Source organism: Candidatus Polarisedimenticolia bacterium, from assembly GCA_036001465.1.
In the GTDB taxonomy this organism is placed as follows: Bacteria; Acidobacteriota; Polarisedimenticolia; order Gp22-AA2; family Gp22-AA2; genus Gp22-AA3.
In genome coordinates this window covers 1-13,035 of the sequence record DASYUH010000096.1, presented here as the reverse complement: position 1 = coordinate 13,035, position 13,035 = coordinate 1, and the positions used below count along the sequence as shown (strand labels likewise).

Below are 13,035 nucleotides of genomic sequence, written 5' to 3'. Positions count from 1 at the left end.
CTCATTTTTTGCCGATCAAATTATGAGGGGAAAAACCGCATTGACATCGCGGGGAGCATTTGTTATAAGCGATCAAATTACCGGACCGAATAAGCAGGCTTCTGCAACGCTAGTTCCAGGAGGTCGTGAATGAACAAGGCGGAATTGACTGCCAGGGTGGCGAGGGACACCAGGATGACCAAGGTCAAGGCGGCCCGGGTCATCGACTCTCTTCTGGAGCACGTCATGAAATCGCTGAAGAAGGGGGAGCGCGCCAGCCTCGTCGGATTCGGCACCTTCACGGTGACACGGCGCCGGGCCCGCACGGGCAGGAATCCCCAGACGGGAGCCCCGATCCAGATCCCGGCACGTCGCGTCGTGAGGTTCACGGCCGGGAAGTCGCTGAAGTCCGAGATCCGCTAGTCCGGAGGTCCCCCCGGCCAGGCTCCCAGGGCGACCGGCGCGCCGGCCGCCTCACGGCATGGTATCTTCGGCCGCGATGAGACTCGGCCTGCGCGCGCGCATCACGGCCCTGCTCCTGCTTCTCAGCGTCGCCCCGCCCTGCGCCGTCGTCTGGATCATCCGGGAGCGCGTGCTGCCACTGGTGCGCGCCGAGGACGAAGGGCGCATCGCCGACGCGCTCTCGGAATTCGAGGCCGCCATCGAGCGCGAGGGGAGGGACGCGGCCGGCGCCCTCGAAATCGTCGCGCTCCTCCTCGAGAGCGACCCGCGCTTCCGCGCCGGCGTACCCGGCGCGGACTCCACCGCCTCGCTGATGGCGGACGCCGGCCTCGACTGCCTCTCCATTCTCGATGCCCGGGGGACCGTTCTCGCCTCGGGACATGCCCCCGCGAGCGCCGGACGTTCGGAGCGCCTGAAGCTCGACCTGCCCGACACGCGCTCCACGTTCGTGGAGGAGGAGATCGCACCGGGCATCGGCCGCGTCCTGACGCTCCAGTCCCGGCGCGTCGCCAGGACCCCCCGGCAGGAGCTCCACCTGGTCGGGGGGCGGTTCCTGGACGCGGATTTCCTGAGGCGCCTGTCCCCCGGCGGCACCGTCCGCACCCTTCTCCTGGATGGCGACGGCGCCATCCTGGCGGCCAGCGACCCCGACAATCCGCCCCCGATCCCGGCCGGGTGGAAGGACCCTCAGGCGGAGGGCGGGCGCCTCGACATCCGAGGGGTTCCGCACAGCTACCGGATGATCCGCCTGCGCGATCACCTGGGGCGCCCCGTCGGCGCGCTCGTGGCCGCCGTGTCGCTGGCGCGCGGTCTGGCGCTGTCCTCTTCCCTGGGGGCCATCGCGCTCTGGGTCGTCGCGGCAGGGCTTCTGGCGTCGCTCCTGCTGGGATTCGTCCTGGCGCGCGGCGTGACCGGACCGCTCCGGCGCCTCGAGGAGATGTCGCGCCGCATCGCGGCCGATCGCTACGAGCCCGTCGCCGGGCCGCCGGGCCCGGGGGAGATCGGCGCATTGGTCTCCGCCTTCAATCACATGGCCCGGGGCCTGGCCGAGAGCCGCGAGCGGCTGCGGCAGACCGAGCGACTGGCCGCGGCCGAGGAGGTGGCCCGGCGCGTGGCGCACGAGATCAAGAACCCGTTGTCGCCGATCGCCCTGACGCTCGAGGGGCTGGTCAGGACGCGGCAGACGAGGCCGCAGGAGTTCGACGCCGCCTTCGAGGCGGCCGCCCGCACCATCCAGGAGGAGATCCAGAGGATCCGGGGAATCCTCGAAGACTTCTCCCGGTTCGGGCGCCTGCCGGTCCCCCGGCCGCGCCCCTCCGATCTGAACGGCGTCGTCAGCCAGGCGGTGACGTTGTACTCGGGCTCGAGCCCCGGGGCGCGGATCGTCGCCGATCTCGATCCGGCGATGCCGTCCGTGTCGCTCGATCCGGACAGAATGAGCGAGGTGATCAACAATCTCGTCGGCAACGCGCTGCAGGCGCTCGAGGGGAGGGACGGGACGATCACCGTGACCACCCGCAGGACCGACGCGGGGGCCGAGATCCGGGTGAGCGACACCGGTCCCGGGCTCCCGCAGGAGGTGCTCGGGCGCCTGTTCGAGCCGTACGTCTCGACGACCCAGGGCGGGACCGGGCTGGGCATGGCCATCGCGCGGCGCATCGTCCTCGACCACGGCGGCCGGATCGAGGCAGGCAACCGTCCCGGACTCGGCGCCGAGATCCGCATCCTCCTGCCGTGGGGCGCCCCCCGGGGCGCGGCGGGCGGTCACCCGACAGGCTCCTGAGGACGAGAGGAGGGGACGTGGCCACGGTCCTGATCGCGGACGATGAGAAGAACATTCGCGCGTCCGTCGTGCGCCTCTTCGATCTGGAGGGTCACAAGGCGTTGGCCGCGGCGGACGGCGGGGAGGCGCTCGCCATCCTGCGCAAGGACGACGTCGACCTGGTGATCCTCGATCTGCAGATGCCCGGTCAGGACGGCTTCGCCGTTCTCGCGGAGATGCAGGCGCTCCAGATCGATGCGCCGGTGATCGTCCTGACCGGCCACGGCAGCATCGAGAAGGCGGTCCTGGCGGTCAAGCGCGGGGCGCACGACTTCCTGGAGAAGCCGCCCGACCCGGGCCGGCTGATGCTCTCCGCGAAGAACGCCCTCGCCCTCGGCCGGCTCAAGAGGGAGAACCGCGAGCTGCGCGGGGCCCTCGCCGCCCGCCACCGGCTGGTGGGGGAGTCGCAGGCGATGGCGGACCTGAGACGGGAGATCGCGCGCGCCGCGGCCGGCGGAGGCGCCGTCCTGATCACGGGGGAGAACGGCACCGGCAAGGAGATGGTGGCGCGATCCATCCACGCGGAATCGGCGCGCCGGGACGGCCCGTTCGTGGCGGTGAACTGCGCCGCCCTGCCGGCCGAGCTCTTCGAGAGCGAGCTGTTCGGGCACGAGCGGGGGGCGTTCACCGGGGCGCTGCGCCGGCAGATCGGGCGTTTCGAGAGGGCGTCCGGAGGGACGCTGTTCCTCGACGAGATCGGCGAGATCCCGCCGCCGCTCCAGGCGAAGCTCCTGCGCGCTCTCGATTCCATGACCATCGAGCGGCTCGGAGGAGAGGGGCCGATCCGGGTCGATGCCCGCGTCATCGCCGCGACCAACCGTGACCTGCGATCCGCCATGGCCGCGGGGGGCTTCCGGCAGGACCTCTTCTACCGCCTCGCCGTCCTGCCGATCGTCGTCCCCCCCCTGCGCGCGCGGCGCGACGACATCGCCCCCCTGGCCGCCGCCTTCCTGGAGGAGGCCCGCCGCGAAGGGACGACCCGCGCCAGCCGGTTTTCGGAGGACGCGCTGGCCCTTCTCCAGGGGTACGACTACCCCGGCAACGTGCGCGAACTCAGGAACCTGGCCGAGCGCCTGGCTCTCACGGCGTCCGGAGAGACGGTCACCGGAGACGACGTGCGCCACGTCCTGCCGGGTCCGTCCCCCGGGGTCCCGCCCGCGCCTCCGGCCGCGGTCCCCGCCAGGACCTCACTCAAGGACAGCCTGCAGCAGGCCGAGCGGGAGATCGTGCTCAAGGCGCTCGAGCGCAACCGCTGGCAGATGACGAAGACCGCCCGCGAGCTCGGGCTGGAGCGCAGCCACCTCTACCGCAAGCTCAAGGCGCTGGGCCTTCGCCCTCCCGATTAGCCGGGGAGCCGAGGCACGGACAGGCTTCCGCGAACGCCCTCCCGCCCGCGACCGTGCACCGGGATCCACGCCACGTGTCTTCGCTGCGGCGCCGCGTGTCGGCACGGACACGGAGCCCCCTCGCTCCGCGGCGTCGGGGAGGGCCCGCGCACCACCCGATCGGCCGGAATGGCTGAGAACGGGGTCGTCCGTTTCATGCCGCCATCCCCCTCCAGGCTGGCACCGGTCTCGCTATGCAGCCGGTCCAGGAGGTCACACACATGAGCATGAGTCGGACAGGCAGGTTGATCGTCAGCTGTGGAGGGGCGGCGCTCCTGGTAGCGGCCGCCGGAATCGTGATCGTCGGAACGACGTCGCGCCGGGAGCCGGGCGAGCCGACGAAAAAGGCCGCGCCGTTCATTCAGGCCGGTCAGATCGGCGGAGGGTCCGGGAGCGTCGCGGCCGGTCCCGTGGCCGTTCCGGATCCGGGCGCCGGCGGTCCGGTTTCCGGATCGGTCGTCGACGACCTGGTCGTCGAGAGCCTGGTGCTGCGGCCGGGCGAAACGTACTACGGCAAGGGGGAGGCGTTCTTCAAGGACGGCGACTTCACCTCGGCCTCGCGCTATCTCGAGGCGGAAGTCGGGAAGCACCCGGACCGGTTCTATCCCGCCTACCTTCTGGGGCTCTCTCTCTGGAAGGACGGAAAGCTGGACGAGGCGGCGACCGCGCTCGAAGGGGCCGCGGCGCTCGATACGCGATCGGTCAAGGCGCGGGTGAACCGGGGCAGGGTGCTGAACGACGCCGGCCGCTACGCCGAGGCCTTGGAGTCCGCCGACGAGGCGGTGAGCCTGGGTCCGGAGGACTCGCCGGCCCACAATGTGCGCGGCCGGGCGCTCCTGAACCTGGGCCGGAAGGACGAGGCGATCGCGGCGTTTCAGACCGCCGTCGAGAAGGACCCCGCGAACGCTTACGCGCTGAACAACCTCGGATACGCCTTCATCCAGGCGGGTCGCTTCCAGGACGCGGTCCCCTCCCTGGAGGAGGCGGTGCGTCTCAAGCCCGGGTCCGGGGCCTTCCACAACAACCTCGGCATGGCCTACGAGCGCACCGGGTCGAGGGATCGCGCGGTCGACGAGTACCGGGCCGCCGTCCAGGCGGGTGGCTCGGAAGCCGCGGGGCGCAACCTCTCCAGGCTGGGGGGCACGATCGACGACGCGGGCGGATCGGGAAACGAAAGCGAGTCGGGAAGCAACTTGCTTGACGAAGAGGGACGCCTATATTAGCCTAGCGCCCGCGTTTCGGAAGCGACGAAACCCAAGGGGGTGGCGGGACGCGCCACCCCCACTTTCGTACCGGAGGGATGACGGACTTATGGACATGTTCCTGCTCTTCCTGGTGATCTTCCTGTGCGTGATGTTCGGTCTCGGCGTCGGGGCCCTGGCCCTGTCCCTCCTGTTCAAGCTGATCCTGAAGATCTCGCCGCGCGGCGCGTCGGTGGCCGTGGCCACCGCGGCGGCGTCGTCCTCCACACCCCGCTCCTAGTCGCCTTCAAGGACGGATCGTTTCTCTTCCGTAACGACGGATCCGTAGCCCTGGCCTTGGCAATCCTAGCGGCTGTGGGCTGACGCCTGGGCGGTCAGGGGCCGCGGGGTGTCTCCCAGGAGCACGTAGAACAGGTTCCCCTGGAAGCCGCGATTGGCGGGCAGAAGCCCGTGCGTGGCGCAGAAGAAGAACGTCGAGGCGACCCGGGACGGGGGGGACAGCTCCCCCAGGCCGGTGAGCGAATCGGCGGTCACCGTGCCGTCGCCCGGGGCAAGCATCAGACGTTCCAGCTCGCGCGCATTCTTGAAGGGGGCCGTGCCGTCGGTGAACAGGAGCCGGGTGCCTCCCGGCGCGGGGTCCACGACGACCCGGTCGAGGGTCGGGATGCAGTCCGAGCCGAACAGGTTGATCGGCACCAGCGGCGGGGCGCCCGGCCCCTCCCGGTCGAGGGCCGTCCTGAAGGCGCGGGCCCGATCCAGGGAGGCCTGCAGGAATCGCCCGGCGTTCTTCGGGACCGGTGCGATCGCCGCCTCGCGCGGGCTCCAGATCGACCAGCGGTTCCTGATCCAGGTCTGCGCGTCGTACAGATCGATCGCGACCTCCCTGCCGTCCATGTCGAGGAAGTGCCCGGCGCCTGTGGCCGGCAGGAGCTGGTAGACCGACGGCATGGTGAAGAGCTCCCGGGGAGACAGGGTGCGGGAGATGCCGTTGTTGAGGATGCGGAAGGCCGACATGGTCCCCTGGTGCGGCGTGCCGATGGCGACGATCCTCCCGATGTCGGGGGCGCCGGCCCAGGTCACGGCAGCTTCGCCGGGTCGATCGAGGACGTCCTCGGTGCCGTACTTGAGATAGTACTCCGCGATCAGTCCGCCCATGCTGTGCGCCACGATGTCGAAGCGCATCCCGGGCGCCTGCAGGCGGGCCTTGATTTTCCTGATGGCCCGGCCCAGGGCGATTGCCGCCTCGACGTTGTCGCGCCGCCAGTCGTAGTTGAAGACGAAAGCGGTGTCGTCGGGGCGGGGATCGTCGATGTCTCCCAGCCGGTAGCCACCCACCTGCACGAGCGAGTCCAGGATCGAGCCGTAGAACTTCACGCCCAGGATGGCGTCGCAGATCTCGTAGGGCACCAGGTCGTCCCGGTTCTCCGCCAGGGGGAGCCGGTCGATAGGCAGGGCCAGGTCGTCGGGATCGCCGCGCCTTACGGCGTTCAACACGCGCCCCCACACCGACTGGTGGGTGCGGAGGTTCTTCATCCGGCTGCCGAGGAAGCCGTGCAGGACGATGACCGGGTTGCGCGGCCGCGCCGCGGCCTCCTGATGGATGCGCGCCATGTCGTAGCGCCGGAACGCCAGGCAGCCGGTCAGGATCGTCGCCAGGATCGTCGCCAGGACGAGACCGGCGAAAGGTGGACACGGAGGCCTGTGAGATGGAGTCGGCGCCATGACGCTCCCCGCGCCGCGATCGGGCGCGTCGTCATCCAATATAGGTTGCGGGGGGGTGGCGGGCCATGCCGGACGGGCCTTGCCGCAGGTCCGTGACCGCAGAGCCGCCTGCTAGCGTCCGGGGGCCGGCGTGGGAGTCGGGGAGGGGGCCGGAGGGGGCTCCTCGAGCGGGAGCTTTCCCGAGTACTTGAGCATCTGTGTCGCCAGGTCGGACGCATAGGCGAGCCGGACGTCCTGGATCCCCCCGTCCGCGTCGCGCACGGGCACGATGTCCGGCATGACGAAGGCGACATACGAGGGGATGCCGGCCCGATCGGCCCGGGCGACGATCTCGTCGCGCAGGGCGGGGTCGATGCGCACCGCGTAGCGCTCGGTCAGCTCGCGCGCCGCCTCGTAGTCTCCTTCCCCTTTGATGCGCTGCAGGGTGCTCAGCAGCTCCGCCACGCCCCGGCGCATGGCGGCGATGTCCTTGACGCGCGCGTAGCTCTTGCCGTCGCGCTTCACGAACTCGACCGCGCCGGTCGCCTCCCTCAGGTAGCTGACGATGAGGTGGATGGCGCGCATGTGATCGTCCTCCAGGACGTCCCCCTGGCGCACCCGCCTGAGCATGTAGAGGTCGTTGGTGGCGTAGTCCCGGCAGGCGGCCTCGGCGACCTCGGCGGTGGGAATCGCCCCGATCTCGATCAGCTTCGGGTCGAAGAAGTTGTGCAGGGCGATCAGCTCGGCGCGCGCCTCCTCCAGCGCCGAGTAGTACTCGCGCAGGCGGTCCCGGGGATCCCCCTTGAGGGCGTCGGCGACCTTCCCGGAGGCGTGACCGAGGACCTCGTGCATGGTCGTCTGCAGAAGGTCGGCCGCGGCGCCGTGCTTCTCGACCAGCGCCCGGTCCTCCGGCAGGAAGAACTCCTCCACGACCTTGGCGTGCACCGCCCGGTTGCTGGAGTCCATCACGTTGACCAGGGCGACGCTCTTGTTGCCGTGACGCTCCCTGATCTCCTCCTCGTTCGGCAGGTTGATCCCGATGGGGGGCATCGGGCCCGAGTCGCCCGTCGAGACCAGGACGTTCACGGCGTTCGCGACCGGGATGTTGAACCCCTTGCGCTTGAAGCGATCGTCCCAGGGCGCGTGGTCCTCGAAGTACTGGGCCAGGCGGGCGAGGTCCTTCTGGAGCCGGGTCATGCGCGGATCGACGAAGTGGACGATCCCCTCGTAGGCCCCTTTCTGGCCGCGCGGGTCCTTGTAGGTCTCGATGAACCCGATGACCGCGTCGACCCTGGGGTCCTGCGCGACCCAGGCGATGTTGTAGGCGCGGAACGCCTCCGGCTGGCCGGTGGCGAAATAATCGATCAGATGGCCGAGGATGGTCGACTCGGGTCCGTCGGCGTAGGCGCGCGCCTTCTCCAGGAAGCCGACGATCGTCTTCAGCTCCCGGGCGTAGCGACCCGGCGGGACCTCGCGGCGGCCCGCGCGGTAGACCTCCTCGACGACGCGCCCGTCCTTCTTCACCAGCCGCGAGTTCAGCGGGTATTTCTCCTGGAACCCCTCGAGATCCTTGAGCGCCAGCCCCTCGTGAAAATTGACGCTGCTGCAGGTCAGGATGTCCTGGCCGGGCGGCGGCGTCTTGCAGGTGGACAGGGGGTCGACGTTCGGATCGAAAATCGCCGGCCTGAGGCGCTCGAGCTTCCGGGGCAGTGTCTCGCCGACCGCCAGCTTCACGCTCGCCCCGGCCGAAACCGCCGCCTCGGCGGCCCGGCGCAGATCGTCGGGCGAGAACTCCGGAACGAACTTCCGCCGCGTGCGGTCGTTGTGGTTGCCGTTGTTGATCCAGAAGAGTTTCAGATAGACCAGGAGCCGGTCGCGGAACCGCGCATCCACTCCCTGCGGGTGCGTCAGGATCTCCTCCAGGAGGTCCCTGATCTCCAGGACGTCCCGGCCCATCTGGTCGTAGAAGATGTCCCGCCCGGCGAGGGCGGCGCGGTAGAGATAGAAGGCGAGGATCCGCTCTTTCGGGTCGAGCTCCTCGAAGCCGTCGGCGTAGAGCCGCGCCACGGCGAACTCGCCGACCGTCTCCAGGAGATACGGCCGCGTGTCGCTGTCCCTGGATGCCGGCATCGATCCCTTCCCGTCGCCCCGGCAGGCGCCGGCGGACAGGGCCAGCCCCAGGGCGCACAGTACCCAAGGCGCGTTCGTCTTCGTGGGCGCCCTCCTCCCGTCCGGGCCCGCCCGAACGAGGCGCGAAGGCCGCGTAGTATAGACGACTTTCGTTGACACCCTCACGCGGGGCGATGTAGAGTCTCGCGACCTGAACGACTCGGAGGGCCCACTGCGCATGAGCAACCCCCAGTCTTCCCGTCCCTCGAACCCATCCGGTTACAAGCCGTTCGTCCCCCCTTCGGTCGAGATGAAGGAGTTCACCTGGAGGGCGGTCTTCATCGGACTGGTCATGACGGTCATCCTCGGGGCGGCCAACGCCTACCTCGGCCTGCGCGCCGGCCAGACGATCGCCGCGACCTACCCGGCGGCGGTCATCAGCATGGCGATCCTCAGGTTGTGGAAAGGGTCGATCCTCGAGGAGAACATCGCGCGGACCGCCGGCTCGATCGGAGAGTCGGTGGCCGCCGGCGCCATCTTCACGCTGCCCGCCTTCTACATCGCCGGGGTCTGGCCGTCGTTCGGCTTCGCCGACGCCTACTGGAAATCGACCGCCCTGATGGTGGTCGGATCGGTCCTGGGCGTGCTCTTCTGCTCCCTCATCCGGCGCGTCATGGTGGAAGACCGCGAGCTCCCGTTCCCGGAGTCGGTCGCCGCCGGCGAGATCCACAAGGCGGGGCAGCGGGGCGCCGAGGCCGCCCGCCATCTTTTCTACAGCATGGCGTTCGGGGCCGGGGCCTTCCTCCTGAGCGTGTTCAAGGTCGTCGCCATCGACAAGGACATCCCCGTCAAGATGGGGGCGATCGGGACCAGCAAGATCAAGCTGGGCGCGACGGCCGCGGCGCCCGCAGTCGCCACGGGGGGCGTGACGAATTTCGCCGCCCCGAGCATCTCCCCCGCGTACTTCGGCGTCGGATACATCATCGGCCCGGAGCTCGCCGCCCTCAATTTCTCGGGCGGGGTGATCGCCTGGGGACTCATGGTCCCCCTGATCGCCTACCTGCTCGGTCCGGAGCTCAATACCATCCTCCCGGCGGGCAGCGATCCCGAAGCCTGGGGCGGGACGATCAACGCCGTGTGGCGCTTCATCGTCAGGCCGATCGCGGTGGGAGGCATGCTGGTCGGCACGGCCTACACCCTGTTCATGAGGCGCCGGAGCATCTTCGGGGGGCTTGCGAAGGCGTTCTCCGAGCTGCGCGGCGGCTCCGCGTCCGCCCAGGCCAGGGCGAGCCGCACCGAGCGCTACATGAGCTCGAAGACGGTCTTCCTGCTGATCGGGCTGTTCTTCTTCCTGATGACCGCTCTCTACATCTACATGACCGGTCTCGTCGCCGGGGCGATCGTCGCCGCGGTGGTGATGATCGTGGCCGGCTTCTTCTTCGCCACGGTCTCCGGCTACCTGGTCGGGCTCATCGGGTCGTCGAACAATCCGATCTCCGGGCTGACACTATCCACCCTGGTCATCGCCGCGCTCCTGATGGTGGGGATGGGCGTCTCGGGGCTGAGCGGCGTGGCGGCCGTGCTGGGGGTGGCCGCCGTCGTCTGCGTCTCCTCGGCGGTCGCGGGGGAGCTGCTCCAGGACTTCAAGGTCGGATACATCCTCGGCGGGACGCCGCGCACGATTCAGATCGTCGAGCTCATCGCCGTCCTGGCCGCCAGCCTCGTCATGTATTTCCCGCTCCTGGTCCTGCACGAGGGGAACATCAACGCGGGAGGGACCGGCTTCGGGGATCGGCAGCTCTCCGCCCCGCAGGCCGGCCTGATGGCCGCCCTGGCGCAGGGGATCGTCGGGAAGGAAATGGCCTGGCCGCTGATCGTCATCGGCATCATGCTCGGCGTGGCGATGATCATGGTGAAGGTCAAGAGCCCGATGCTCGTGGCCGTCGGCATGTACCTCCCTCTGGCCACCACCTCCGCCATCTTCGTCGGCGGGATGATCCGCTGGGTCATCGACCGCCTCGCGACCCGCCGGGGCCTGAACGCCGCGCAGAAGATCCGCGTCGAGAACGTCGGCATCCTGGCCGCCTCGGGGCTCATCGCGGGGGAGGCCCTCGTCGGCCTCGGCACGGCCACCTGCAACTTCTTCGAGGTCCCGATCCCGGGGCTGTTCCGCGATCCGTCCTACGTGGCGGGGCTCCTCGTGGCGGCCCTGATCGTCTACCTGCTCGTGAAGGTCCCGCTCGACAATGCCGGCCGCGCCGACGAGCCGGCTCCGCCCGCGGCGATGATGTAACGGACCGATGAGCCGATGACCACCCCGGGGGGTGTCGACGGCCAGGCGTCCGGCGCTTCGTCGGCCGGCCTCAGACGCGAGCTCGGGCTGTGGGACCTCGTCCTCCTGAACGTCGTGGCCATCGTCGGCCTGCGCTGGTGGCTGACGTCGGCCGGGGGCTACGGCTACGCCGCGCTGCCGCTCTGGGTGTTCGCCTTCCTCTGCTTCTTCGTACCTTCCGGCCTGGCGGTCATCAACCTGACGACGCGCTACCCGGAGGAAGGCGGGATCTACGCCTGGACCAAGCACGCCTTCGGCGACAACCACGGCTTCATCTCGGGCTGGTGCCTGTGGACCAACAATCTGATCTACTTCCCGCACCTGCTCATCTTCACGGTCGGCAACCTGGCCTTCATGCTGGGAGCCCAGCACAAGGGGCTCGAATCCAGCCCGCCGTTCATGGCGGCGCTGTCCCTCCTCATCTTCTGGGTCGTGGTCTGGTTCAACGTGCGCGGATTGAGGCACGCGCGCTGGCTGAACAACCTCGGGGCCTACGGCACCTGGCTGCCGGCGACGCTGCTGATCGCCCTCGGGGCGTTCGCCCTGGTGCGCTACGGGGCCGCGACCCCCTTCCACGCCGGCGCCCTGGTGCCGGTCTTCAGCTTCGGGACGGTGTCGTTCTTCTCGGCGATCTGCTTCGGCTTCTCCGGGCTCGATCTCGGGGCGCTCATGGGCGAGGAGATCATCGATCCGAAGAAGAACGTGCCGCGCGCCATCCTGATCTCCGGCGTCATCATCACGCTCATCTACATCCTCGGGACGGCCGCGCTCCTCGTGGCGCTGCCGCAGGAGAACGTCGGCCTGCTGGACGGGGTGGCCGCCGCCATCGCGGCGGTGCAGGAGAAGATGGGGTTCGGCTTCCTGGCGGGGATCATGGCCCTTTTAATCGCCCTCGGCGGCGTCGGCGGCTGCAGCGCCTGGCTCGCCGGCTGCTCGCGCATCCCGTTCGTCGCCGGCATCGATCGCTACCTGCCCCCCGCCTTCGGCCGCCTGCACCCGGTCCACAGGACGCCGCACGTGGCGCTCCTGGTGACCGGCGGGATCTCGAGTCTCCTGATTCTCGTCGGCTTCATCGGCGTGGATGTCGAGCAGGCCTACCTCTTCCTGGCCGACTTCACCATCGTGGTGTATTTCATTCCCTATCTCTACCTCTTCGCCGCGTTCCTGAAGCTCGGCCTGCCGCCGGCCGGTCAGGAGGTCGCGGCCTCCGCCCCCGATGGCACGATTCCGATTCCCGGCGGCCGCGCCGGGATGATGCTGGTCGGGGTGGTCGGGTTCCTGACCACCGCCGCCTCCATCGTCTTCGCTCTCGTCCCGCCGGCGGGATCGAATTTCTGGATGTTCGAGGGGAAGATTCTCGGCGGATGCGGCCTGCTCCTCGCCTTCGGCTGGGTGCTGTACCGCCGGGGCCAGAAGGGCTAGCCCGGGGCTAGCCCCAATGCCGGTTAGTTAGCCCCATGTTCCACGTCTTTTCAACAGGTTAGCCCCGCTCTCCTTCCTTCCCCTCAGGCTCTTCTCCGTTCCCGCTGTCCCAGGGAGTTGCGCGAACAATACTCTTACGGTTATAAGAATGTAAGTCTATGCGGAACCTACTCGACCGCCGACGTCGCGCCGTCCACAAGTTGCCCCCTCTGGAGGAGGTTCTGCGGGGGAGCATCTTCGTGCGGACGCTGCGCGCGGAAAGCCCCTGTGCCGCTGCGCCGTCGGCGACGGACATCGCGCCACCTATCTGAGCGTGACCTTACGCGGCGGTCGCTTGCTGCTCCTTCTGTCGCGTCGTCCCATGGCTTGGACGGCTGCGGCCGTGCATCTCTTCGGTGTCTCCCGCGAGCTCACGCCTGACGCCATCTTTCACTTGGCACAAGAATGTTTGTCGAAACCACACCGACTTATTGGACGAGGTCCACGGAAGAGCCATCCACACAGGCCATTCCAGCGAATCTGCCGCCGCTCACTTTGTGGTTGCCCCGCGGCGGGGCTGACGGTAGATAGGAGACCTTCGTCGAACCATCTGGATGGCCTATCTCGGGTGAGACTCGGCCG

General features: G+C 69.1%; 9 protein-coding genes. 7 read left to right on the top strand and 2 right to left on the bottom strand.

Annotated elements, in window-relative coordinates:
- Nucleotides 1–129: 129 nt before the first annotated feature.
- The 5 genes from VGV60_17030 (at nucleotide 130) to VGV60_17010 (ending at nucleotide 5,130) form a co-directional block, all read left to right on the top strand.
- The gene (locus VGV60_17030) at nucleotides 130–402 is read left to right on the top strand and encodes an HU family DNA-binding protein (protein ID HEV8702977.1); all 273 of its coding nucleotides are present in this window, start codon (nucleotides 130–132) and stop codon (nucleotides 400–402) included.
- 76 nt (nucleotides 403–478) lie between these two features.
- Complete coding sequence (locus VGV60_17025; GenBank protein ID HEV8702976.1) at nucleotides 479–2,224, top strand: ATP-binding protein; 1,746 nt, start codon at nucleotides 479–481, stop codon at nucleotides 2,222–2,224.
- Between the two features lie 17 nt (nucleotides 2,225–2,241).
- Nucleotides 2,242–3,609, top strand: coding sequence for a sigma-54 dependent transcriptional regulator (locus tag VGV60_17020; protein ID HEV8702975.1), 1,368 nt, complete (start codon nucleotides 2,242–2,244; stop codon nucleotides 3,607–3,609).
- 260 nt (nucleotides 3,610–3,869) lie between these two features.
- Nucleotides 3,870–4,871: a tetratricopeptide repeat protein gene (locus tag VGV60_17015; GenBank protein ID HEV8702974.1), complete on the top strand. Its 1,002-nt coding sequence runs from the start codon at nucleotides 3,870–3,872 to the stop codon at nucleotides 4,869–4,871.
- Between the two features lie 88 nt (nucleotides 4,872–4,959).
- A complete protein-coding gene (locus tag VGV60_17010; protein ID HEV8702973.1) occupies nucleotides 4,960–5,130 on the top strand; it encodes a hypothetical protein in 171 nt (56 codons plus the stop codon).
- A 65-nt stretch (nucleotides 5,131–5,195) separates the two neighbouring features.
- Here the strand turns inward: VGV60_17010 and VGV60_17005 are convergent, their stop codons facing one another.
- Both VGV60_17005 and VGV60_17000 read right to left on the bottom strand, forming a co-directional pair.
- Nucleotides 5,196–6,572: a hypothetical protein gene (locus tag VGV60_17005; GenBank protein ID HEV8702972.1), complete on the bottom strand. Its 1,377-nt coding sequence runs from the start codon at nucleotides 6,570–6,572 to the stop codon at nucleotides 5,196–5,198.
- A gap of 111 nt (nucleotides 6,573–6,683) precedes the next feature.
- On the bottom strand, nucleotides 6,684–8,681 hold the full coding sequence (locus VGV60_17000; GenBank protein HEV8702971.1) for a peptidase M49: 1,998 nt from the start codon (nucleotides 8,679–8,681) through the stop codon (nucleotides 6,684–6,686).
- 217 nt (nucleotides 8,682–8,898) lie between these two features.
- Here VGV60_17000 and VGV60_16995 point away from each other — a divergent pair, with 217 nt between their 5' ends.
- A complete protein-coding gene (locus VGV60_16995; GenBank protein ID HEV8702970.1) occupies nucleotides 8,899–10,953 on the top strand; it encodes an oligopeptide transporter, OPT family in 2,055 nt (684 codons plus the stop codon).
- Between the two features lie 15 nt (nucleotides 10,954–10,968).
- The gene (locus VGV60_16990) at nucleotides 10,969–12,414 is read left to right on the top strand and encodes an APC family permease (GenBank protein HEV8702969.1); all 1,446 of its coding nucleotides are present in this window, start codon (nucleotides 10,969–10,971) and stop codon (nucleotides 12,412–12,414) included.
- The last annotated feature ends 621 nt before the right edge of the window (nucleotides 12,415–13,035 follow it).

Coding starts and splice junctions, on each gene's coding strand:
- VGV60_17015 (HEV8702974.1), top strand. CDS start 3,870: ATGAGCATGAGTCGGACAGGCAGGTTGATCGTCAGCTGTGGAGGGGCG.
- VGV60_17005 (HEV8702972.1), bottom strand. CDS start 6,572: ATGGCGCCGACTCCATCTCACAGGCCTCCGTGTCCACCTTTCGCCGGT.
- VGV60_17010 (HEV8702973.1), top strand. CDS start 4,960: ATGGACATGTTCCTGCTCTTCCTGGTGATCTTCCTGTGCGTGATGTTC.
- VGV60_16995 (HEV8702970.1), top strand. CDS start 8,899: ATGAGCAACCCCCAGTCTTCCCGTCCCTCGAACCCATCCGGTTACAAG.
- VGV60_17000 (HEV8702971.1), bottom strand. CDS start 8,681: ATGCCGGCATCCAGGGACAGCGACACGCGGCCGTATCTCCTGGAGACG.
- VGV60_16990 (HEV8702969.1), top strand. CDS start 10,969: ATGACCACCCCGGGGGGTGTCGACGGCCAGGCGTCCGGCGCTTCGTCG.
- VGV60_17030 (HEV8702977.1), top strand. CDS start 130: ATGAACAAGGCGGAATTGACTGCCAGGGTGGCGAGGGACACCAGGATG.
- VGV60_17025 (HEV8702976.1), top strand. CDS start 479: ATGAGACTCGGCCTGCGCGCGCGCATCACGGCCCTGCTCCTGCTTCTC.